Source organism: Mesorhizobium sp. 131-2-1 (assembly GCF_016756535.1).
Classification (GTDB): domain Bacteria; phylum Pseudomonadota; class Alphaproteobacteria; order Rhizobiales; family Rhizobiaceae; genus Mesorhizobium.
The window spans coordinates 675,101-695,753 of sequence record NZ_AP023247.1; the positions used below are offsets into that span (position 1 = coordinate 675,101).

Genomic DNA, 20,653 nt, shown 5'->3' on the forward strand with positions numbered 1-20,653 from the left:
ACGCTTGCCGATCGCGGGACGCATGAACAAGACACGCGAGCGGTTGGAAGGACCTACTGCCTGTTCGCCGGCAGAAGGCCGTTCGTTACATCTTCGGCAGCAGCACCTTGTCGATGACGTGGATGACGCCGTTCGACTGCCGGACATCGGCGATCGTCACATTGGCGACATTGCCGTTCTCGTCGGTGACGGTGACCTTGCCCTTGTCGGCCTTGAGCGTCAGTTCGCAGCCGCCTGCGGTCTTGACCTTGTGCGCGCCGCCATCGGCCTTGGCCATCTTGGCGACATCGGCGGCCATCGCCTTGGCAGCAATGACGTGGCAGGTCAGGATCTTGGTGAGCTTGTCCTTGTTCTCGGGCTTGAGCAGCATTTCGACGGTGCCAGCGGGCAGCGCCGCGAAAGCCTCGTTGGTCGGCGCGAAGACGGTGAACGGACCGGCGCCTTGCAGCGTGTCGACCAGGCCGGCGGCCTTGACGGCGGCGACCAGCGTGGTGTGGTCCTTCGAGTTGACGGCATTCTCGATGATGTTCTTCTTGGCATACATCGGCGCGCCGCCGACCATCGGATTGGCGGCATAGGCAACCGCACCGAGCGCGGAAAGACCGATAGTGCCGGCGAGCAAAAGGGTGGCGAGTTTACGCATTGTTTCTATCTCCTCTGGATATCGTTGCCCATCTTTGGGAACGCCAGTAGATACGGAGCAGGTTTGTATGAGTTTCGTCCCGCTCTCAAATTTTTTTAACTGACGTCATGCACAGCTAACTTTCTACGGCGGAGCGGTCAGTCGACGAAAGGCTTTTCCACTCTTGCATCATGCAAGATAGATTGTGATTTTTCTGTAAGGCAAAGAACCAACGCTCGAAGCGGCTAGATGCCCTTCAGGTCGCCCGCGGCGACGACCGGCCCGGTCGGCTGGCCGGTCGGCGAACCGCCGGTGGGCTCGACGCTGACTGCGAGCACGGCGCCTTGCGCGAGCTTCTGCTCAACGGCCGGCGTCACGGCCATATGCGTCGTCTGGCCGGCGGGGATGACGCCCATCGAGACCGGCGCGTTCTTGCCCTCGATCATCCACAGCTCAAAGTCCTTGCCGGCGGCGCGCTCGCCCGAGACAAGGGAGAGGCCGACATCACGGCGCGCCGCGTCGTAGACGACGAGATATTTGACGTCGCTGCCATCGGCCGCCAGCGAGGCGACCAGGCGCTGCTGCGGCTCGACGACCGGCGGATTGACGTATGGCAAGGCAATGGTGATCGCCAGGGCCGCGACCGCGGCGGCGGCGAGGCCGCGCCAGAAGGCGAGGCTCGACCAGATGCCGGCGCGGGACTCCTGCGCGAACAGGCGGCGATCGATCGCCTCCTTGACCCGGATCGGCGGCTCGGTCTCCGGATAGGCGGCGGCCATCGGCGAAAGGTGGACCTCCCAGCGGTCGACAAGGCGCGCGAAGGCGGCGTCCGCTTCGATGCGGCGGGACGCGATCTGGCGTTCGTCCGCGGCCAGAACGCCAAGAACGTATTCGGCGGCGAACAGGTCGTCGCCTCCACGTTCCGGTCCGTTTTCCTCTGCCAGCGTCATCTTTCCAGGCATTCCCTGAGTTTCAACAGGCTGCGCCGCAGCCAGGTCCGCATCGTGTTCAGCGGCACGCCATGGCGCTCCGCCAGCTCGGCATAGCTTTCGCCGTTCAGATAGGCGCCCCGGACGGCCGCCGCCCGGTCTTTCTCCAATTCATCGAGGCAATGGTAGATGCGTACGGATTCACCGCCCGCCACTGCCATGGCCTCCGGTCCCGGCGCCGGATCGGCCACGTCGAGCGCGGCATCGATATAGGCAGCTGGCTGTCGCCGCGCCCTGATGCGATCGATCGCATGGTTGCGCGCGATGGCCACCAGCCAGGAAATCGGGCTTAGATCGGAGACCGCGAAACGATCGGCCTTCGTCCAGATCTTGACGAAGACTTCCTGGAGCGCTTCTTCCGCATCTCCCCTGTCCTTCAATACACGGAGGCAGACGCCGAAAAGTTTCGCGCTGGTCTGCCGGTAGAGCAGATCGAACGCGGCCCGGTCCTTCATTGAAGTCCGGACGATCAGCTGGCTGATGTCCTGCGGCGCCATGGCGGCAAATTAGAGGATTGCGATTGATTTGCAACGGCGCAGGCAATGCTGTCCCGCTGAAGCTTGCAGTGTTCCTTGCGCGCTCACGATGAGGTCGGGCGCGCCGTTGCCAAGCAAATCGGCTGCCGCTAGCCTTCGGCCCGGCGGAGGACAGCGGCGATGTCGGTCGAACGGGTGCTGTGGGAAGAGGATGCGACCGGCCTGGCCGGCCTGGTGCACAAGGGGGAGGTCTCGCCGCAGGAGCTTGTCGACGCGGCGATCGCGCGCGCCGAAGCGACGCGCCCCGACATCAACGCCATTGCCGAGCCGCTTTATGATGCGGCGCGGGCACGCGCCAAAACCGTCGACCGCACACTGCCGCTCGCCGGCGTTCCCTTCGCGCTGAAGGATCTCGGCATCGGGCTGAAGGGCGTGCCGATCCATGGCGGCAGCCGCATCCCGGCGTTCACCGCCGATTACAATTCCGTGATGGTCGAGCGTCATCTTGCAGCCGGCCTGATCCCGATCGCCACCAGCACCTCGCCCGAGCATGGGCTCAGGCTGATGACGGAATCGGCCGCCTTCGGCATCACCCGCAATCCCTGGAGTACGGGCCACACCACCGGCGGCTCGTCGGGGGGCGCCGCGGCGCTGGTGGCGGCCGGGGTGGTGCCCGCCGCGCATGCCTCCGACGGCGGCGGCTCGATCCGGGTGCCTTCGGCCTGCAGCGGGCTGGTGGGCTTGAAGACTTCGCGCGGCCGCGTGCCGCTGACGCCACTGGTGAGCGAAAGCTGGTACGGCATGGTCGTCGACCATGCGGTCGCCCGCTCGGTCAGGGATTCGGCGCTGCTGCTCGACCTGACGCATGGGCCGGACCCGCTGTCGCCCTATGGCGCGCCGGCGCCGAAAGGCACCTTTGCCGCCGCCGCGGCGCGCGATCCCGGCAAGCTCAGGCTCGCCGTCTACCGCAAGTCGCCGCTCGGCCTGCCGATTTCGGCCGAGACGCTTCAAGCGCTGGACACGGCGATCGCGCTGGCGCGCGAGGGTGGACATACGGTCGACGAGATCGACCTGCCCTCTATCGGGCGCGATTTCATGGCCGACTTCTGCAAGACGGTGACCTCGGCGGTGGCCGGTACGATGCGCGCGGAGGCCTTGCGCGTCGGCCGCTCCGTTGCCGGCGACATCGAGCGGGCCACGCGCGTGCTCGCCCGCTTCGGCGAGATCATCCCGGCCGGCGAACTCTATGAGATCCTGCAGCGGCTCAATGCCACGTCGCGCCGGCTGATCGCCGAAACGGCGCAGTACGACGCCGTGCTGATGCCGATCATCGCGCACCCTCCGCTGGCCTGCGGCGCCATGGACCCGAAGGGCGCCGACGAGTTCATCGAGAACATGCTCGACAAGCTGCACTTGACCAGGCTCCTCAGGATCAAGTCGTTTCTCGGGCAGCTGATGGACAAGAGCCTGTGGTTCACCCACTGGCCGGCGATCCAGAACGTCACCGGCCAGCCGTCGATCGCGCTACCGGTGCATGTCACCGAGGCCGGCCTGCCGCTCGGCATCCAGGCCGCCGGCCGCCCGGGCGACGAGGAGACGCTTTTGTCCTTCGCCGCGCAGATGGAGAAGATTTCGGGCTGGCTGAAGCGGCGGGCGCCGCTCAAGGTGCCGGCCTAAAGTGCGTCGCATTTGACCGTCTCGTGCGACGCGCTTTAGGCCTTTGTTCCATTCATGTCGTTATCCCAAAACCGCCGAGCACTTTTGGGCGACATGCATCTAATTTCATAATTGTGACAGCAAAGCCGTTTGCGGCCTGCGGCAATTCCCGCTAAGACGCCGCCGTCCTTTCCAGCAAGCCGGGAACATGCCGATGACGGATATCGCCGCCACCGCCGAAATGCAGGCCGCGCTGCTTTCGCGGGCGCTGCCCTATATGCAGCGCTACGAGAACAAGACGGTCGTGGTGAAATATGGCGGCCACGCCATGGGCGACACCGAGCTCGGCAAGGCGTTTGCCCGCGACATCGCGCTGCTCAAACAATCCGGCGTCAATCCGATCGTGGTGCATGGCGGAGGTCCACAGATCGGCGCCATGCTGACCAAGATGGGCATCGAATCCAAGTTCGAAGGCGGGCTGCGCGTCACCGACCAGAAGACGGTCGAGATCGTCGAGATGGTGCTGGCCGGCTCGATCAACAAGGAGATCGTGGCGCTGATCAACGCCGAGGGCGAATGGGCGATCGGGCTGTGCGGCAAGGACGGCAACATGGTGTTCGCCGAAAAGGCGCGCAAGACCATGGTCGACCCGGACTCCAACATCGAGCGGGTGATCGATCTCGGCTTCGTCGGCGAGCCGGTCGAGGTCGACCGCACGCTGCTCGACCTGCTTGCCCGCTCCGAGATGATCCCAGTGCTGGCGCCGGTGGCGCCCGGCCGTGACGGCCACACCTACAACATCAACGCCGACACCTTCGCCGGCGCCATTGCCGGCGCCTGCAAGGCTTCGCGGCTGTTGTTCCTCACCGACGTGCCCGGCGTGCTCGACAAGAATAAGAAGCTGATCGACGAATTGACGGTTGCCGAAGCCAGGGCGCTGATCAAGGACGGCACGGTGTCGGGCGGCATGATCCCGAAGGTAGAGACCTGCATCGAGGCGATCGAGCGCGGCGTCGAGGGCGTCGTCATCCTCAACGGAAAGACGCCGCATTCGGTGCTGCTGGAACTGTTCACCGAGCACGGCGCCGGCACGCTGATCGTGCCTTAACGAGGCAAGTTCACCGTTTCCAAGAAACGGCGAACTGCCATAATCAGCCGGCTAATCTTTTCTCTTCCGCCGCCAGGCGACTCTCGACGGCGGGGAGCGCGGGCTGTTGCGCCGGGCGCTGGAAAATCATCGATTCCTCCTCGGCGTCCTGCGGCGCACCCCAGAATTCGGCCAGCGTCGGCCCATCCGTCAGGCGGCGGTCGCGGACGAGAAAGCCCCAGACTTCGCGGAACCAGACGCGGCGGCCCATCTTCGTATACCAGCGCATCGAATGCCGCTGCTCGGGATCGCGGTGGAACAGGATGCGCGCCAGCGCCTTCGGCCGCGACTGCACGGCGAGCTCGATCAGCTTGACGCTGAAGAACAGCATCCACGGCCTCAGCCGCGTCATCTTCAGGACCTGGTGCTTGTAGTCCCACAGGCGGACATCGGTCTGGATGACCTTGCGATCACGAGCGATGCGGAAGAACGGGGTCCAGCGGTGCGGGGTGACATAGAGCGCCTGGATCTGGTCCGGATCGTAGGCGATCAACTGGCGGAAGCCGCGCCAGAGGTCGCGAAAGCCTTCGTCCTCGAAGCCGGCCACCCAAGTCGCCATCGACAATATGCCGTGCTGCCTGAGCAGCCGGATCGCCTCGCGGTCGGATTTCGTGCTGCCACCCTTGCGGATCAGTGACAGCGTCTCCTCATCGGTGTTCTCCATGCCGAGCAGCCAGCGGATGACACCGGCCTTGCGGTAGAGATGCAGGATATCGGCGTCGCGCACGATGTCGTCGGCGCGGGTCGAACCGACGATCAGCACCGGCACGTTCTCGGCGATCATGGCGTCGACAAAGGCGCGCCAGGCCTTCTTCGAGGAGGTCGGGTTCTCGTCGGCAAGGTTGATCAGCTCGACGCCATGCTCACGGTGCAGCCAGGCGATCTCGCGCGCGAATTTCACGGGATCGCGGTGGCGCCAGCGGGTCCAGAAGCCGCGCTGGCCGCAATAGTTGCACAGATGCGGACAGCCGCGCGAGAACTGCATGACCACGGCGCGCTTTCCACCCCAATAGCTATAGCGGCTGACATCGATCAGCTCCCAGCCGACGCGACAGGCATCGAGGTCGGCGATCGTGCTTGCCGGGCGGGTGGCGAAGGGATGGCCGAGATCGTCGCGATAGGCGATACCGGCCACATCGGCGAGCGGCCGGCGCCGGTCCAGCGCCTCGACCAGCGACACGATCGTCGCTTCGCCTTCGCCGCGCACGACGAAATCGAACACGTCGGTCGCGGCCAGAATGTCGTGCCAATGGTAGGTCGGGAATACGCCGCCATAGATCACCAGCGTCCGCGGCGAGCGGGCCTTGACCATCCCGGCGATCCGCAACGCGGTCGGGTGCGCCGAGGTCGAGCCGGAATGGCCGATGAGGATGCAGTCCGGATCGCCGCCGAGCGCGTCGTGAACCAGCACGGCAAGCGGCATCGGCCCGAATTCGGCATCGACGAGCCGGACCTCGTGGCCTGCGTCGAGCAGCGGGCCGCCGAGCGCCAGCAGGCCGAGCGGCGGCAGATGGTCGTCCGGCACACGGCTGCCGATGGCGGTGTGCGGCGGATTGATCAGCACGATCTTCATGGCGGACCCTCTGCAGGAAGTGGTCCGCCTGGCCTAGCCGGCGATCTGGATGGCGACTTGGCCCTTTTCAGCAGTTTCGGCGCAGCTTTTCCGCAAAAATGGCGCGCCGGCCGCTACCGCTTGAGATGGGCGAGCGGCACGTGGCCGGGCCCCTTGATGTTCTGCAGCACGAGCTGGGTGTGGACGTCGCGCACACCGGGCAGCCGCATCAGCCGGTGCATGACGAAGGCGTTGAGGTCATCCACCGACGGCACCATGACATGCAGCAGGAAATCGTGGTCGCCGGTCATAGTCCAGCACGACGACACCTCGTCCATGCGCTGCACGGCGGCGATGAAGCTTTCGGGCGAGCCGTCGCTGTGGCTGGTGAGCCGCACCTCGATGAACACCTCAACCATCAGGCCGACGGCACGGCGGCTGAGGACGGCGGCGAAGCCCTTGATGATGCCGGCGCTCTGGAGCGCCTCGAAACGCCTGGCGCACGGCGTGGTCGACAGGCCGATCTCCTGCGCGAGCTCCGATACGGGCTTGCGCCCGTCATGCTGCAGGATGTCGAGCATCTTGATCTCGAAATCGTCAAACTGAGGCATTTTCACTCTCCAACAGCTTTTCGATAGCGTCTTTTACCTCGAATTGCGCAAGCAGGCCATCATCAAAGCGGAATTGCCTCGCCGCCCCGAGCTAAGCTGCGGAAATGATTGGGCAGTCATGATTTCGCGAGGAGAACGGCCATGACGATCAGCGTTGCAGATTACGCCCGCGACTGCGCGGCGCAGGGGCTGCGCGGAGACTATTCGGTCTGCCGTGCCGATTTCACCGTGGCGCAAGGCTACGACTACAGCGCCGATGAGCAAGCGGTGTGGCGCACGCTGTGCGACCGCCAGACCAGGCTGACGCAAAAGCTCGCGCACCGCTCCTATCTCGACGGCGTCGCGGCACTCGGCCTGCTCGACCGGATCCCGGATTTCGGCGCGATCAGCGACAAGCTGCGCAAGCTGACCGGCTGGGAGATCGTCGCCGTGCCCGGGCTCATTCCCGCGGCCCCCTTCTTCGACCATCTCGCCAACCGCCGTTTCCCGGTTACCAACTGGCTCAGGACGAAGGAGGAACTCGACTACATCGTCGAGCCGGACATGTTCCACGACTTCTTCGGCCATGTGCCGATTCTGACCCAGCCGGTCTTCGCCGACTTCATGCAGATGTATGGCCAGAAGGCTGAGGACCTGATCGCGCTCGGCGGCGACGAGATGATCACCCGCCTTTACTGGTACACGGCCGAATATGGGCTGATCCGGGAAGCCGGCCAGCCGGTCAAGGCTTTCGGCGCCGGGCTGATGTCGTCCTTCACCGAATTGCAGTTCGCCATCGAGAGCAAGGACGCCCACCACGTTGCCTTCGACCTCGAGACGGTTATGCGCACCAGCTACGAGATCGACAAGTTCCAGCGCGCCTATTTCGTGCTGCCGTCCTTCGACGTCTTGCGTGACGCCTTCGGAACCGCCGATCTCGCCGGCATCGTCGCCCGCCACAAGGGCAAGCCGGCGCTCGACCCGGCGACGGTCTAGTCTACGCCCCTATCGCCCGTTTGGGGTGTCGGTCGCCTCGGCCTTCAGCCGCGCCAGCTGGGCGCGCTGGAGGTCGAGCGCGGCGTTGACGAAACGCGATATTGTGGCGAGCTCGGCATCGCTGAAGCTGGCGATGACCTTCTCGCCTTCCCGCGCGATGGCGCCGTAATAGCGCCCCGACAGGTCGCGCGTGGCCTCGGTCGCCTCGATCACCACTTTGCGCCTGTCCTCCAGGCTGCGCGTGCGCGTCAGCAGACCGCGCGCCTCCAGCCGGTCTATCAGCGCGGTGACGGCGGCCGGCGTCAGCCCGGTCGCCACGGCCACCGCGCCGGCCGATTGCGGGCCGCCATAAAGCAAGCCGATGCAATGACGTTCGGCCATGTTCAGCCCGAGCCTCACCCCGACCGCTTCGTCATAAGCCTGTGTGGCGTCCTGCCACTGCATGATGGCAAGGCCAATGGCCCTCGTCACGTCGTCGCGATTTCTGGTTGACGAATTTGTTTCGATCATCTAACTATCAATTTGTCTAACATTAAGACGATCGCATCAATATGCGGCTGCGCCTCGCACAAGGCAAGGGCCAGTCGCCGACAAGGAGCAGAAAATGAGCTTGATTCAACAGCGGACGCCCCTCTCGCACGAAGAGGAGTTCAAATACGCCAAGCTGGCGATGGAATGGTACGGCTGGGGTTCGCCGATCGGCCTCGGCATCCTGCTGGTGGCGCTGGCCGCCGCGGCCGTGCTGGTGCGCATCGCCGTCTACGGTCTTTAGAGGCTTGTTCCATCCCGATGGACTCGGGATGAGGCCCTGTGTCTCCCGAAAACCGGTTTCGGGATCATGCTCTAGGCCAGTTCAGAATCCACCCAAAGGCGCGCCAGGGCGGCGCCGGCAGCGATCCTTGCTGCCGGTGCCGCCGGCCTTTGGTGGTCAGACGGGTGATGATTTCGTCACGCAGGGGATGACTGCGTCACACAGTGATGACTGCGTCACACCGTGATGACTTTGCTGAGATGATCGCCCAGCCGGCAGGCCAGTGCGGTGATCGTCGTCGTCGGATTGCATTCGCCCGAGGTGCAGAACACGGAGGAGCCGCCGACATAGAGATTGTCCATGCCGTGCACCTTGCAGTTGGCGTCGACGACGCTCTTGCTCACATCCGTGCCCATGCGCGTGCCACCCATATGATGGTGGCCTGCCGTCTCCTCGTCCGTCGGATAGTCCTCGCCATTGCTCAGCCAGTCGGCAATGCGCACGCGACCGAGATTCTTCTCGGCCAGCGTCTTGCCGAACAGCCTGAGGCCTTCGAGAACCGTGCGGCGTTCCAGCGGCGACTTCTTCCAGTGCAGCTCGATGCGCGGCACGCCGGCGTGGTCGACATCGGTCTTCGACAGCTCGATCTGGTTCGAGGCCAGCGGCGCCTGTTCCCAGGCGACGTAGAGCTGAGCGGCGCAGCGCAGGCGCTGGCTGAGCTTGGATGACATCCATTCAGCCATGTCGGGCGCCGTGCAGGCGAGGTCGGCGATCAATCGCTTGACAGCGGGGTAGGGCGTCTCGATCAGCCTGATGCCGAAATTCATGATCTGCAGCCGCTCCATCGCGGCCAGCGTCGGCGAGAAGAAGGCCTCGTTGACGGCGTCGACCTCGAACTCGCCATAGTCGGCCAGGATGGCGTTGCCGCCCTCGAAGGTCGGATGCTCCATCCAATAGCGGCCGAGGGCTTCCGCATTCGGCACCACGCCGCCATTCGAGCGCTGGTTCGACCACAGGAGCAGCCGCGAATTCTCCAGACCGCCGGTGCAGACGATGAAGTAATCGGCGCTGAAGGTTCCGGCGTCCTGCCCGTTCGACCACAGCCGGGCGCCGCTCACCCGCTTGCCGTCGCCGGCAAGCTCGGTGGCGTAGGTGTTGAGCACCACGGCGATGTTCTGGCTCTTGTCCAGTTCGTCGGCGAATTTCTCGCCGAAGCGCACGGCGCCGCTCTTGATCAGCTGCACCCAGCGGATGTCGTCCGAGATTGGCACATCCGGCCGGAAGTCGGGCAGTTCGAGGATGTCGTGGACTTCCGCCAGATAGGGCTCGATATCGGCACGGCTGATCGGCCAGCCGGTGTCCGGCGCCCAGGCCTTGGCCTCGAAATCCTGGCTGTCGAGCACCCGGCACCAGCCGGCCCAGTGGTTTGAGGAGCCGCCCATGAAGCGCAGCCGCGTGATGTCGAGATCGAAATAGGGATCGCCCACCGTGGCGCCGCGGTAGAAATCCTGCGATTCGTCGCTGAATTCGCGCGATCCTGCCTCGAATACGACCACCGGAATGCCGGCGGCGCCCAGTTTTCTGGCGATCGTAGTGCCGGCCGGGCCGGAGCCGAGGATGCAGGCCTTGGCGTTGAAATTCGCCGCGCGGAAGGCTTCGTAGCTATCGAAGATCATGCGAGATCGCTCCGCTTCAGGATCCAGCCATTGATCTCGACGATCTCATCCGGGTCGACGACGGGCTGGTTGCGGAAGAGCGACAGCGCCGGCAGGGCGATCAGCGCCTGCACGATGGCGCGGCGCGACATTTTCCTGATGAAGAAGCTCATGGGACGTCTTTCGATGGGGGGCCTCGATCCACGCACGACGTTCCCTGAACGGCACACGCCCGCCAGGAAATGCCAGTTTCGTGCCAAGCCTAGCCGAAACCCGTCCACTACCGGGTAAACGCCGCGGTTGAATGCGAACATGGTTAGGATTTGGTTAGCCCGCCGATGAGGGCGCACTCTTCGCAGCTGGGTCTCAAGCGGCTTCCGAAACATCGCGATCGAGGATCGACAGGTTGCGGCCGCGATGCTTGGCCTCGTAGAGCCGCCGGTCGGCGGCGCGCATCAGCTCGGACACGTTGACGCCCTCGCCGCATGTGGTGCCGCCGATGGAGACGGTGAGCGGCACGGTGCGTTCGTCGACCGGGCGGAAACGGATCAGCTCGACCTCGCGGCGGATGCGCTCGGCGACGCGCTTGGCCTCCTGCGCGGTGGCGCCGACCAGGAAAGCGGCGAATTCCTCGCCACCGATACGGCCGAGCACATCGCCGCTGCGCACGCCGCGTTCGATGGCGCTGGCGATCAGGAGCAGCGCTTCGTCGCCGGTCAAATGGCCGTAGCTGTCATTGACCATCTTGAAGTGATCGGCATCGATGATGAGCAGCGCGCCGCGATCGGATTTGCGCCGCGAGCCGTCGAGGACGGCAAAGAAGCTTTCCCGGTTGAGCATGCCGGTCATGTCGTCGCGGCTCGCCTTTTCCGACAGGCGCCGGTGCGCGGTGGCAAGCTGGGCGTGCGCCCGGGCGAGCTCGCGATGCGCGCTCTTCAGCCTGTCGGTTTGCCAAAACGTGGTTGCGCTGGCGACCCAGGCGAGGATCAGCGGGAAGACGGTGCACGTCAGCCAGATGGCGCGGCTGAGCGGGACGCCCAGTGCCGGCATGATGATCAGCGTCAACAGAAGCGAGACGGCTACCGAGGCGCACGCGACCGCAGCCGACTTCAAAAATAGGCGATTCATCGCTGACTCCCACAGAACCGCCTCTGTGCCAGCAAGCGCTGAAGGTGACCTTTCGGCGATGGCTAAAATTTGAAACGACCCGCCATTTTCATCGCCAGCGACGCGCATAAGTTGTGGATAAATCCCCCTGCCAGAGATTTTGTTTCGTGCCATAAGGAGCGCATGACCACGCAGCCCGACCCCGCCCGTTTCGCCCATGTCACCGACTGGGTGTTCGATCTCGACAACACGCTCTATCCGCACCATTCGAACCTGTTCGCGCAGATCGACGTGAAAATGACCGCCTATGTCGGCGAGCTCCTGACGCTGTCGCGCGAGGAGGCGCGCAAGCTGCAGAAGGAACTTTACCAGGAGTATGGAACGACGCTGAACGGGCTGATGACGCGTCACGGCATCGACCCGGACGACTTCCTCGAAAAGGTGCATGACATCGACTATTCCTGGCTGGTGCCCGACCCGGTTCTCGGGGCCGCGATCCGCCAGTTGCCCGGCCGCAAGTTCATCTTCACCAATGGCGACCGCAGGCATGCCGAGCGCACCGCGCGACAGCTCGGCATCCTCGACCACTTCGATGACATTTTCGACATCGTCGCGGCGGGGCTCAACCCCAAGCCGGCGCGCCAGACCTATGAGCGGTTCGCCGAGCTGCATTCCGTCACCGGCCACAATGCGGTGATGTTCGAGGATCTGGCCCGCAATCTCTCGGTGCCGAAATCGCTGGGCATGACCACGGTGCTGGTGGTGCCGCGCAATTTCGAACCGACCTTCTCGGAGATCTGGGAACGCGACCCGACCAATGAGGACGATGTCGATTTCGTCACCGACGACCTTGCCGGCTTCCTGACGGCGATCGTCGAAGTCAGGGCCTGAGGCTGTCATCGGATCGACAGCGCATGCCGCCCTAGCGGCGCGGCAAGCGCCGGTCAGTCGAAATCGGGGATTGTGCCGGGCGGCAGCCCCAACCGGCCATTGAGATCCTTCAGGAAGCGGCACCAGGCTGGGGGATCTGCTCCGCCCTTCCCGTTGCCATTGCCGTTGGATGAAAATCCGTTGCCGAAGCCATTGCCACAATTGGCGTTGCCGTTGAAGCTGCCGCCGTTGCCGTTGCCATTGAAGCTGCCGGCGTTGCCGTTGCCATTGAAATTGCCGGCGTTCCCGTTGCCGTTGAAGCTGCCGGAATTGCCGTTGCCGTTGAAGTTGTCGCCGTTGCCGTTACCGCTCGAGGTATCGCTGTTGCCCAGGCCATCGGCAAATCCAACAGGGCCACGGCCAAAGGGAAAGTCGGCGATCCTGTCCGCCATCGAGGCGACAGCGACGGCGTTGGCAACGCACAGCATGACGAGCGCGAGGCCGCTTCCCGTGAACAGCCTCGCCACGACCCGACGGTTGCCGGCCTGGACGCAAGCCGATGGTCGCGCCGCGGCCATCAGCGGTTTCCCCGACCGTTGAAATTCCCGTTGAAGGCCCCGACGTTGCCGTTGCCGTTGTAGGAGCCGCCGTTGAAGTTGCCGTTCCCGGCGCCGATGTTGCCGTTGCCGTTGTACTCGCCGGTGTTGCCGTTGCCGTTGAAGGCGCCGACATTCTGATTTCCGCTCGTCGACGATGTGTTGGCGTTGCCGTTGAAGGCGCCGACATTGCCGGTGCCGCTGTTGAAGGCGCCGACGTTGCCGCTGCCGCTGTTCTTGTAACCGACATTGCCGCCCGAGAACCCGAGCGGATTCATGCTGCGGACATCCGAACCGATGGCCCGGCCATACTGGCCGACGCTTTGCTGGACACGCGACATGCTGAAGGCCTGGGTGCCTGTCGTGCCGTCGGCTTTCGCGGCGGTCGCGCTGAGCAGGCCAAGGCATAGTGCCGATACGACGCTCGGTTTCATTTGAGAACTCCTTCCGTACCCCAACTGCCTGAAAAGGACTGGGATCGCCGGCGATGTGTCGCGGCAGCCTCGCGCGGGGGGACGGGCGCGCGGCTCGGCGATCCCAGAAGCGCCAGCGTCTTTCGACGCTGGCGGTTTTGGTGCTAGTGGTTGGCATTACCGTTGTAGTTGCCGTTACCGGCGCCCCAGTTACCGTTACCGTTGGCGTTGCCGTTGCCGAGGCCGAAGTTGGCGTTGCCGTTCACGTTGCCGTTGCCGAGGCCGAAGTTGCCGTTGCCGTTTCCGTTGCCGTTGGCGATACCGGCATTGAGGTTACCGTTATAGTTGCCGTTGAAGGCTCCCATGTTGGCGTTGCCGTTGCCGTTGCCGTTGCCGATGCCGAAATTGCCGTTGCCGTTGAAGTTGCCGTTGAAGGCGCCGGTGTTGGCATTGCCGTTCCCGTTGCCGTTGCCGACCCCGACGTTGCCGTTGCCGTTGCCGTTGCCGCTGCCGATCGAAACAGCGGACGCCGTACCGGTCAGAGCCGACAGGACAGCGGCGGCCAAAATGATCTTCCTCATGACGTTCTCCTTGGTTTGCGTTGAACTTCCCGGCCGCAACAAAGATGGCCGAGACGACGCAAGAAGAATGCGCGCAGAAAAGGCGACCAGATATTCGGGCTGATCGGCATGGCCTGTCAGTTTTTCAGCTGATGTCCTTGTCGGGGAAAGCCGGCGGAATCGGGAAAAAACTGACAGGCATAAGCGCGTATGCCGGCGTATATTGCGCGGAGAGACGGAAATTCGGGGCCTTTTCTCACAGATCCGTGAACAGCAAGTCCGCTAGACCGCGGCAAGAGAACTGAAGGGGCGATGCGGGCTGATATCGACACACGCGAGAGTGACGTTTCGAAGCCCCGGCGCCTGAGGCTGGCGCGGCGCTTGATCGCCGTGCAGGAAGAACAGTGCCGGCGCCTGTCGCGCGAGCTTCACGACGATCTCGGCCAGATGCTGGCCAGTGTCGCGCTTGAACTGCACGGCATCCGCGCAGGGTCCACGGAACAGGGCGAGCGTCTCGCGCGGGCTGCCATGCTCGTCGATCAACTGAGCACCAGGGTTCACGCCGCCGCCTGGAACCTGCGGCCCGCCGACCTGGATCACCTGGGGCTTCGCGCCTCGGTCGAGGACCTCGCCGCCATGCTGTGCGCCCAGCTCGACATCCCTTGCGACATGGACCTCGAAGCCCTTTCGTGTCCACTCGCTCCCGAAGTTGCCCTGACCCTGTACCGTGTCGCGCAGGAGGCTCTCACCAACATCGGCAAGCACGCCCAGCCGCACCGCGCGGGGGTGACGGCCCATGTCGGAGACCGCCGGTTGCGCCTTACGATCGAGGACGACGGCCGCGGGTTCGATGCCAACACCACGCCCGGCTCCCGTGCCCTCGGGCTCGCGGGAATGAGAGAACGCCTCGCGCTGGTCGGAGGCGAGCTGTCGATTGAAACCGCCAGGGGCAAGGGGACCACCCTCTATGCCGATGTGCCCTTGACGGACTGAGGGCTTCTCCCGGGCCACGAGCCGGCACGATCGTCCACGGCAATGTGATCCACTCCAGACATTTGTCCTCCCGCGAACGGAAAACCACGCCGCGCCTCCAGGTTCGCGACGGGCTACGTGAAGCGCGACACATCCGAAACCATTAGCTGCGGCTTACAATCAGCGCGAGGGTTCGACGAGATGTACGACCCACTGCTCCCGCACAGGGTCTGCAGGGATAGACGCGCTCCTCCCGTCTGCGGGGACGAGCTGTCATTCGAACCATCAAGGGCAAGGGGACCTCTCCACGTGATGGACCTTTGACGGACTGATGGAGGTTAAAGGTGTCACGTAGACGGATATTTGTTGTCGATGACCACCCGATCGTCTTGTCGGGTATCGGGGCGATGATCGATGGTCAGAAGGATATGACAATCGTCGGACTTGCGGCGAATGCGGACGACGCCCTCGAAACCATCGGCAAGGCTGAGCCCGACGTTGCGGTCATCGATATCTCGCTCCCCGGCATCAACGGGGTCATGCTCATAGAGCGCCTCCTCGACCGGTTCCCCGACCTCAAGTGCATCGCACTGACGGCGCACGAGGATCCCGGCTGCCTGCGTCAGGTGCTCGCCGCGGGCGGCCGGGGGTTCGTGGTCAAGCGGTCAACGACCACGGACCTGCTGCAGGCCATCAGATGCGTGCTGGCCGGCGACAATTACGTCGACCCGGCGCTGGCCGCGCGAATGCTCAGCCCGCGCAACTGCGTGCAGGGCGATGCGGGAAATTTGAGCGAGCGGGAACGGTCCGTGATCCAGCTGGTAGCCCTCGGCTACAGCAACAAGGAGATATCCTCGCGGCTCAATCTGAGCATAAAGACCATCGAGACCTACAGAACCAGGGCAACCGACAAGCTCGAACTCCACTCCCGGGCGGCGATAGTGCGCTTCGCGCACTCGGCCGGATGGCTGGCCGAGCTGCAATAGGAACAGCGCCTCGCACGGCGAGAAGGCGGGCAGCGGAGATCGCCCCGCCAAGCAGACATTCCCTGCGAGGCCGACGAACGCACTGCTCGGGCCTTTTGCTTGTCGCGGAATCCTGCCGCAAGGCCGTGGGGCGCTTTCCCGGAACCTGCCTAGAGTTTGTAGAAGCGGCTGATGATATCCCAGGCCTCGTCGGCGGTGTCGACGAAATCGATGATGTCCTGGTCGCCGGGCGTGATGGTGCCTTGCTCGGCGAGGAAATCGAGATCGATCGCGCGTTGCCAGAATGCCTTGCCGAACAGGATCACCGGCACGCGCTCCATGCGGCCGGTCTGGATCAGCGTCAGCGTCTCGAAGAATTCGTCCATCGTGCCGAACCCGCCCGGGAACACCGCGACGGCCTTGGCGCGCATGACGAAATGCATCTTGCGGATGGCGAAATAGTGGAAGTTGAAGCAGAGCTCGGGCGTCACATAGGCGTTCGGCGCCTGCTCGTGCGGCAGCACGATGTTGAGGCCGATGGACGGCGCGCCGACGTCGTCGGCGCCGCGATTTCCCGCTTCCATGACGCCAGGCCCGCCACCGGTGACGACGACGAACTCGCGATAGTAGGAAGTCGCCGAATGCTGCGAGCAGAGACGGGCGAATTTGCGCGCCTCCTCATAGTAGCGGCTGTTCAGCTCGAGGTTCTTCTTCTGCGTCTCGTTCTTCGCCGCCCAGGCCTCGCCGCCGGGCTCCGGAATGCGGGCGCCGCCGAAAAGGATCACGGTCGACTGGATGCCGCGTTCGGCGAGGATCATTTCCGGCTTTAGAAGCTCGAGCTGCAGCCTGACCGCGCGCAATTCGCGTCGCGTCATGAAGTCGGGATCGTTCCAGGCCAGCCGATAGGTGTCGGCGCGTGTCTGCGGCGTGTCCGGCACGCTCTTTGCCCGCTCCAGATCCTCGTCCGAATGCGGCAGCGGCGTCCATCCCGCCTTTTCCATTGGAGTCATCAAATCCACCCGTCCATTTTCTCCACTTGCGCCGTCCCGTGACGCAGTCGCGATTGACCCCTATCCGACCTTCACATAAGCAGGTTCCGCAAAAGTGTCCCGCGGTTTTGCGACAAGAACCTGCGATATGCAAAGACCGAGGCAGGCAAGTTCGCCAAGCGAACGAAGCCTGCTTTAGGGTCTGCGCGACTTTGAAACAGGTTAAGGCGCTGCCCCTTAACAGCTTGGTAACGGAGCAAATTGATGTCAAAGCCCGATCTGGCGAGCCTCGAAAAGACCATCGAGAAGGCATTTGACGAGCGCGACACGATTTCGACCGCCACCCGCGGCGAGACGCGCGACGCCATCCAGGCCGCGCTCGACCTGCTCGACCGCGGCGTCGCCCGCGTCGCCGAGCGCCAGGCCGACGGCAAGTGGCACGTCAACCAGTGGCTGAAGAAGGCGGTGCTGCTTTCCTTCCGGCTGAACCCGATGGAGATCATCAAGGGCGGCCCCGGCCAGGCGGTGTGGTGGGACAAGGTGCCGTCGAAGTTCGACGGCTGGAGCGCCGTCGATTTCGAGAAGGCCGGCTTCCGCGCCGTGCCGTCGTCGATCGTGCGCCGCTCGGCCTATGTCGCGCCGGGCGCGGTGCTGATGCCGTCCTTCGTCAATGTCGGCGCCTATGTCGACTCTGGCACCATGGTCGACACCTGGGCCTCGGTCGGCTCCTGCGCCCAGATCGGCAAGAACGTGCACCTGTCGGGCGGCGTCGGCATCGGCGGCGTGCTGGAGCCTATGCAGGCCGGTCCGACCATCATCGAGGACAATTGCTTCATCGGCGCGCGCTCGGAAGTGGTCGAGGGCTGCATCGTGCGCGAGGGCTCGGTGTTGGGCATGGGCGTGTTCATCGGCCAGTCGACCAAGATCGTCGACCGCGCCACCGGCGAAGTCTTCTACGGCGAAGTGCCGGCCAATTCGGTTGTCGTCGCCGGCTCGATGCCGGGCAAGCCGCTGCCCAATGGCGAGCCAGGTCCGAGCCTCTACTGCGCGGTCATCGTCAAGCGCGTCGACGCCAGGACCCGCTCCAAGACCTCGATCAACGAACTGCTTCGCGATTGATCTTTTCCGGAAACGGACGCACCTTCCGCCGGCGCGACAATCCGTCGCGCTGGTTCAACACGGAGGGGCGTCATGGACTGGAAGTATCTTCTGACAAGCTTCGAGGGTCGCATCAACCGCGCTAAGTTTTGGGCGGCAATCGGCGTTTTCATCGTGATCGGCATCATCGGCCTGATCCTGGATTCGATCCTCGGCACGCGCATCACGCTTGCCAGCGGCGGGCAGATCGGCATCATCGGCATCATCATTTCCCTGGCGTCGATCTATTTCGCGTTCGCGGTTTATGCCAAGCGTTGGCATGACCGCGACAAGTCGGGCTGGTGGAGCCTGATCGTGCTGATACCGATCATCGGCGGCATCTGGATGCTGGTCGAACTCGGAATTCTCGAAGGCACCAGAGGTGCCAATCAATATGGACCGGATCCGCTTGCCTGAAAAATCCGACCTTACCTGGCTTTTCTTCAAAACCTCGGGCCGCGTCAGCCGCGCGGCCTATTTTCTCGGCGGGTTGCTGGTCGCCATCGTCCAGGCGTTTCCGCTTTACCGCTTCACGCTGGTGCCGGAAGGCTCGCCCGAGAGCAGCATGTGGTCGTTCATCTTCTTCGTCGCCTTCATCGGCTCGCTGTGGTCGAACATCGTGCTGGCGGTGAAGCGACTGCACGATCTCGACAAGCCGGGGATCGCGGCGCTGGTGCTGTTCGTGCCTGTCGTCTCGATCGTCGCCTTCCTGGTGCTTTGCCTGTTTCCTGGACAGCCCGGACCCAACCGCTATGGCAGGCGCACCAACGCGCCGGCCGATTCCTGAGCGACGATCCTCGCCATGCGTTACCGCACGCTTGACCCGAAACTGATCATCGAGACCGCCGAACGGCTGGAGGAGCGCGTCGCCGAGCGGTTTCCCGATGCCGGCCTGCGCGGTGTCGCCGCCGAACTGGTGTCCCTGTCGCGCGACCTGGCCAAAGGCGCCAAGGCGCTGGAGGCGCCGCTCTGGTGGCTGCGTGGCCTCATCGCCGCCGCCGTCATTGCCGGCGCGCTGGTGTTCGTCTTCGTCGGCACCATCCTGCCGCTCGACCGGCTTTCGCGGACCAGCGACGCCGTCCAGTCGGTGCAAGGCATCGAAGCCTCGCTCAACATGATCATCCTTGCCATCGTCGGCTTCCTGGCCCTCATCCGCACCGAGGAGCGCATCAAGCGCAAGCAGGTGTTCCGTCAGCTGCACGGCCTGCGCTCGCTGATCCACGTCATCGACATGCACCAGCTGACCAAGGATCCGGCGACGCTGTCGGCGAATTTCAAGCCGACCTCGCATTCGCCGGCCCGTATCACCAACGCCGCCGACCTCGCCCGCTACCTCGACTATTGCTCGGAAATGCTGTCGATCACCGGCAAGATCGCGGCGCTGTTCGCCCAGTCGGTCAATGACGACGTGGTCATAGACGGCGTCAACGACGTCGAGAACCTGGCCTCCAACCTGTCGCGCAAGATCTGGCAGAAGATCACCCTGATCGACGACCAGGTGTGACCGCTTCCGGCGCCAGCCCCGGCGAGCCGCGCTTTTGCCGTTCGGCCTCCCGCACCAGGGCCAGGACCCCTGCCGTCAACGGCGCGGGCACGCCCGCCTTTTCGGCGAGCGCGAGCACCGCGCCCTGCAATTCGCCGATCTCGGTCGGCCGGCCGCGCTGCAGATCGTCCCACATGGACGAGCGCGCCTCCGGGTCGATGGCCAGCATGCGGCGTGCCAGCCGGCGGAACATCCAGTCCGGCAGGCCGAGCACTTTGGGCAGCAGCGCCGGGCGCAGGCCGGCAATGCGCGCCGGCTGGATTCCGCAGGCCTTCATCGCCGCCAGCGCCTCGCCGATCTGGCCGGCCAGGATCAGCCGCCAGCGGCGGTCGGCCAGTTCCGTCGCCAGCGGCAGGCCGGACAGCGCCACCAACGCGTTGTTGAGGTTCATCAGGAGCTTGCCCCACAGCACCGCCTTCATGTCGGCATGGGTTTCGACCGCGAGCCCTTCGACATCAAGAAGGCCGGCAAGGCCGGCCACGCCGTCCTCGACCATCACCTTGCCCTCGCTGGCGCGATGCATGCGAAACGGGGCTTCGCCGTCCGGCGACTGCACGATGTTGAACGGCACCATGCCGGCAAGGACCCGCCGCCCGGCAAGACCGGCGCGCAATCTGTCGGCATTGCCGACGCCGTTCTGCAGGCTGACCACCACCGCTTCCGGACGGGCGTGGGCGGCAATGAGCGCGGTCATCTCTTCGGTCGCACCGCTCTTGACCGTCACCAGGACGATGTCGGCGCCGGCCAGGGCGGCGGCCGGATCGGCCGTAACGGAAAGCGCCTCGGGGGCCAGCCGGCGGTCGCGGCCGTCGAGGTCGCTGACCCGCAATCCGTCCTTGCGCAAGGTCGCTTCGACGCGCGGGCGCGCCAAAAGCACGACCTTGCGCCCGGCGAGCGCCAGGCAGCCACCAACATAGCAGCCGATACTGCCGGCGCCGGCAATGGCGATGGTCTTTGCTTCCCTGGCCATGCGATAGTCTCACATTGGCCTGCAACTATACGACATGAAAACCATAATGTCGGCGCCATGGCCGGCCATCACGTCTGGCCGTGACAGGCCTTCCGCT

General features: G+C 64.5%; 25 protein-coding genes. 11 read left to right on the forward strand and 14 right to left on the reverse strand.

The window, feature by feature from the left end; all coding sequences use genetic code 11:
- Nucleotides 1–85: 85 nt before the first annotated feature.
- The 3 genes from JG743_RS03160 to JG743_RS03170 all read right to left on the reverse strand — a co-directional run bounded on the left by JG743_RS03160 (nucleotide 86) and on the right by JG743_RS03170 (nucleotide 2,108).
- Nucleotides 86–643, reverse strand: coding sequence for a fasciclin domain-containing protein (locus JG743_RS03160; protein ID WP_202298220.1), 558 nt, complete (start codon nucleotides 641–643; stop codon nucleotides 86–88).
- 224 nt (nucleotides 644–867) lie between these two features.
- Nucleotides 868–1,572 (reverse strand): anti-sigma factor, encoded by a 705-nt coding sequence (locus JG743_RS03165; RefSeq protein WP_202298222.1) that lies wholly within the window; start codon nucleotides 1,570–1,572, stop codon nucleotides 868–870.
- On the reverse strand, nucleotides 1,569–2,108 hold the full coding sequence (locus JG743_RS03170) for a sigma-70 family RNA polymerase sigma factor (RefSeq protein ID WP_202298224.1): 540 nt from the start codon (nucleotides 2,106–2,108) through the stop codon (nucleotides 1,569–1,571). The genes JG743_RS03165 and JG743_RS03170 overlap by 4 nt, the downstream gene beginning before the upstream one ends.
- A 159-nt stretch (nucleotides 2,109–2,267) precedes the next feature.
- Here JG743_RS03170 and JG743_RS03175 point away from each other — a divergent pair, with 159 nt between their 5' ends.
- Both JG743_RS03175 and argB read left to right on the forward strand, forming a co-directional pair.
- Nucleotides 2,268–3,764, forward strand: a complete 1,497-nt coding sequence (locus tag JG743_RS03175; protein ID WP_202298226.1) for an amidase — start codon at nucleotides 2,268–2,270, stop codon at nucleotides 3,762–3,764.
- A 193-nt stretch (nucleotides 3,765–3,957) separates the two neighbouring features.
- Entirely contained in the window at nucleotides 3,958–4,851 is an 894-nt protein-coding gene (gene argB / locus JG743_RS03180; protein WP_202298228.1) for an acetylglutamate kinase, read from the forward strand.
- A gap of 43 nt (nucleotides 4,852–4,894) precedes the next feature.
- Here the strand turns inward: argB and bchE are convergent, their stop codons facing one another.
- Both bchE and JG743_RS03190 read right to left on the reverse strand, forming a co-directional pair.
- Complete coding sequence (gene bchE, locus JG743_RS03185) at nucleotides 4,895–6,463, reverse strand: magnesium-protoporphyrin IX monomethyl ester anaerobic oxidative cyclase (protein ID WP_202298230.1); 1,569 nt, start codon at nucleotides 6,461–6,463, stop codon at nucleotides 4,895–4,897.
- 113 nt (nucleotides 6,464–6,576) lie between these two features.
- The gene (locus tag JG743_RS03190) at nucleotides 6,577–7,053 is read right to left on the reverse strand and encodes an Lrp/AsnC family transcriptional regulator (protein ID WP_202298232.1); all 477 of its coding nucleotides are present in this window, start codon (nucleotides 7,051–7,053) and stop codon (nucleotides 6,577–6,579) included.
- A gap of 141 nt (nucleotides 7,054–7,194) precedes the next feature.
- Here JG743_RS03190 and phhA point away from each other — a divergent pair, with 141 nt between their 5' ends.
- Nucleotides 7,195–8,028 (forward strand): phenylalanine 4-monooxygenase, encoded by an 834-nt coding sequence (phhA, locus tag JG743_RS03195; protein ID WP_202298234.1) that lies wholly within the window; start codon nucleotides 7,195–7,197, stop codon nucleotides 8,026–8,028.
- A 9-nt stretch (nucleotides 8,029–8,037) separates the two neighbouring features.
- On the opposite strand, the gene JG743_RS03200 is transcribed toward phhA, so the two are convergent.
- The gene (locus JG743_RS03200) at nucleotides 8,038–8,538 is read right to left on the reverse strand and encodes a MarR family winged helix-turn-helix transcriptional regulator (protein WP_202298244.1); all 501 of its coding nucleotides are present in this window, start codon (nucleotides 8,536–8,538) and stop codon (nucleotides 8,038–8,040) included.
- A 94-nt stretch (nucleotides 8,539–8,632) separates the two neighbouring features.
- Here JG743_RS03200 and JG743_RS03205 point away from each other — a divergent pair, with 94 nt between their 5' ends.
- Nucleotides 8,633–8,800, forward strand: a complete 168-nt coding sequence (locus JG743_RS03205; protein WP_187331341.1) for a hypothetical protein — start codon at nucleotides 8,633–8,635, stop codon at nucleotides 8,798–8,800.
- A gap of 215 nt (nucleotides 8,801–9,015) precedes the next feature.
- On the opposite strand, the gene JG743_RS03210 is transcribed toward JG743_RS03205, so the two are convergent.
- From JG743_RS03210 to JG743_RS03220, 3 genes are all read right to left on the reverse strand, one after another.
- Nucleotides 9,016–10,455 (reverse strand): GMC oxidoreductase, encoded by a 1,440-nt coding sequence (locus JG743_RS03210; RefSeq protein WP_202298246.1) that lies wholly within the window; start codon nucleotides 10,453–10,455, stop codon nucleotides 9,016–9,018.
- Nucleotides 10,452–10,607: a hypothetical protein gene (locus tag JG743_RS03215; RefSeq protein ID WP_202298255.1), complete on the reverse strand. Its 156-nt coding sequence runs from the start codon at nucleotides 10,605–10,607 to the stop codon at nucleotides 10,452–10,454. The genes JG743_RS03210 and JG743_RS03215 overlap by 4 nt, the downstream gene beginning before the upstream one ends.
- Nucleotides 10,608–10,800: 193 nt before the next feature.
- A complete protein-coding gene (locus JG743_RS03220) occupies nucleotides 10,801–11,562 on the reverse strand; it encodes a GGDEF domain-containing protein (protein ID WP_202298257.1) in 762 nt (253 codons plus the stop codon).
- Nucleotides 11,563–11,724: 162 nt separating this feature from the next.
- On the opposite strand from JG743_RS03220, the gene JG743_RS03225 reads away from it, so the two are divergent.
- Nucleotides 11,725–12,432, forward strand: coding sequence for a pyrimidine 5'-nucleotidase (locus JG743_RS03225; RefSeq protein ID WP_202298259.1), 708 nt, complete (start codon nucleotides 11,725–11,727; stop codon nucleotides 12,430–12,432).
- 53 nt (nucleotides 12,433–12,485) lie between these two features.
- Here JG743_RS03225 and JG743_RS03230 read toward each other — a convergent pair whose 3' ends face one another.
- The 3 genes from JG743_RS03230 to JG743_RS03240 form a co-directional block, all read right to left on the reverse strand.
- A complete protein-coding gene (locus JG743_RS03230) occupies nucleotides 12,486–12,989 on the reverse strand; it encodes a hypothetical protein (RefSeq protein ID WP_202298261.1) in 504 nt (167 codons plus the stop codon).
- On the reverse strand, nucleotides 12,989–13,441 hold the full coding sequence (locus tag JG743_RS03235) for a hypothetical protein (RefSeq protein WP_202298263.1): 453 nt from the start codon (nucleotides 13,439–13,441) through the stop codon (nucleotides 12,989–12,991). The genes JG743_RS03230 and JG743_RS03235 overlap by 1 nt, the downstream gene beginning before the upstream one ends.
- Nucleotides 13,442–13,584: 143 nt before the next feature.
- Nucleotides 13,585–14,001 (reverse strand): hypothetical protein, encoded by a 417-nt coding sequence (locus JG743_RS03240; protein WP_202298265.1) that lies wholly within the window; start codon nucleotides 13,999–14,001, stop codon nucleotides 13,585–13,587.
- 369 nt (nucleotides 14,002–14,370) lie between these two features.
- On the opposite strand from JG743_RS03240, the gene JG743_RS03245 reads away from it, so the two are divergent.
- On the forward strand, nucleotides 14,371–14,973 hold the full coding sequence (locus JG743_RS03245) for a sensor histidine kinase (RefSeq protein ID WP_244673167.1): 603 nt from the start codon (nucleotides 14,371–14,373) through the stop codon (nucleotides 14,971–14,973).
- Between the two features lie 323 nt (nucleotides 14,974–15,296).
- Entirely contained in the window at nucleotides 15,297–15,938 is a 642-nt protein-coding gene (locus tag JG743_RS03250; RefSeq protein WP_244673052.1) for a response regulator, read from the forward strand.
- 149 nt (nucleotides 15,939–16,087) lie between these two features.
- On the opposite strand, the gene JG743_RS03255 is transcribed toward JG743_RS03250, so the two are convergent.
- On the reverse strand, nucleotides 16,088–16,927 hold the full coding sequence (locus JG743_RS03255; protein WP_202298269.1) for an LOG family protein: 840 nt from the start codon (nucleotides 16,925–16,927) through the stop codon (nucleotides 16,088–16,090).
- Nucleotides 16,928–17,170: 243 nt separating this feature from the next.
- On the opposite strand from JG743_RS03255, the gene dapD reads away from it, so the two are divergent.
- From dapD to JG743_RS03275, 4 genes are all read left to right on the forward strand, one after another.
- Nucleotides 17,171–18,025, forward strand: coding sequence for a 2,3,4,5-tetrahydropyridine-2,6-dicarboxylate N-succinyltransferase (gene dapD, locus JG743_RS03260; RefSeq protein ID WP_202298271.1), 855 nt, complete (start codon nucleotides 17,171–17,173; stop codon nucleotides 18,023–18,025).
- A 72-nt stretch (nucleotides 18,026–18,097) separates the two neighbouring features.
- Nucleotides 18,098–18,460, forward strand: coding sequence for a DUF805 domain-containing protein (locus tag JG743_RS03265; RefSeq protein ID WP_202298273.1), 363 nt, complete (start codon nucleotides 18,098–18,100; stop codon nucleotides 18,458–18,460).
- Nucleotides 18,453–18,830 carry a DUF805 domain-containing protein gene (locus JG743_RS03270; protein WP_244673053.1) on the forward strand — a complete coding sequence of 126 codons (378 nt, stop codon included), beginning with the start codon at nucleotides 18,453–18,455 and terminating at the stop codon, nucleotides 18,828–18,830. Before JG743_RS03265 ends, JG743_RS03270 begins: the two co-directional genes overlap by 8 nt.
- A gap of 15 nt (nucleotides 18,831–18,845) precedes the next feature.
- Nucleotides 18,846–19,547, forward strand: a complete 702-nt coding sequence (locus tag JG743_RS03275; RefSeq protein WP_202298277.1) for a hypothetical protein — start codon at nucleotides 18,846–18,848, stop codon at nucleotides 19,545–19,547.
- Here the strand turns inward: JG743_RS03275 and JG743_RS03280 are convergent.
- Nucleotides 19,522–20,556 (reverse strand): 2-dehydropantoate 2-reductase, encoded by a 1,035-nt coding sequence (locus JG743_RS03280; protein WP_202298279.1) that lies wholly within the window; start codon nucleotides 20,554–20,556, stop codon nucleotides 19,522–19,524. The two genes, JG743_RS03275 and JG743_RS03280, sit on opposite strands and share 26 nt — an antisense overlap.
- Nucleotides 20,557–20,653 lie beyond the last annotated feature (97 nt).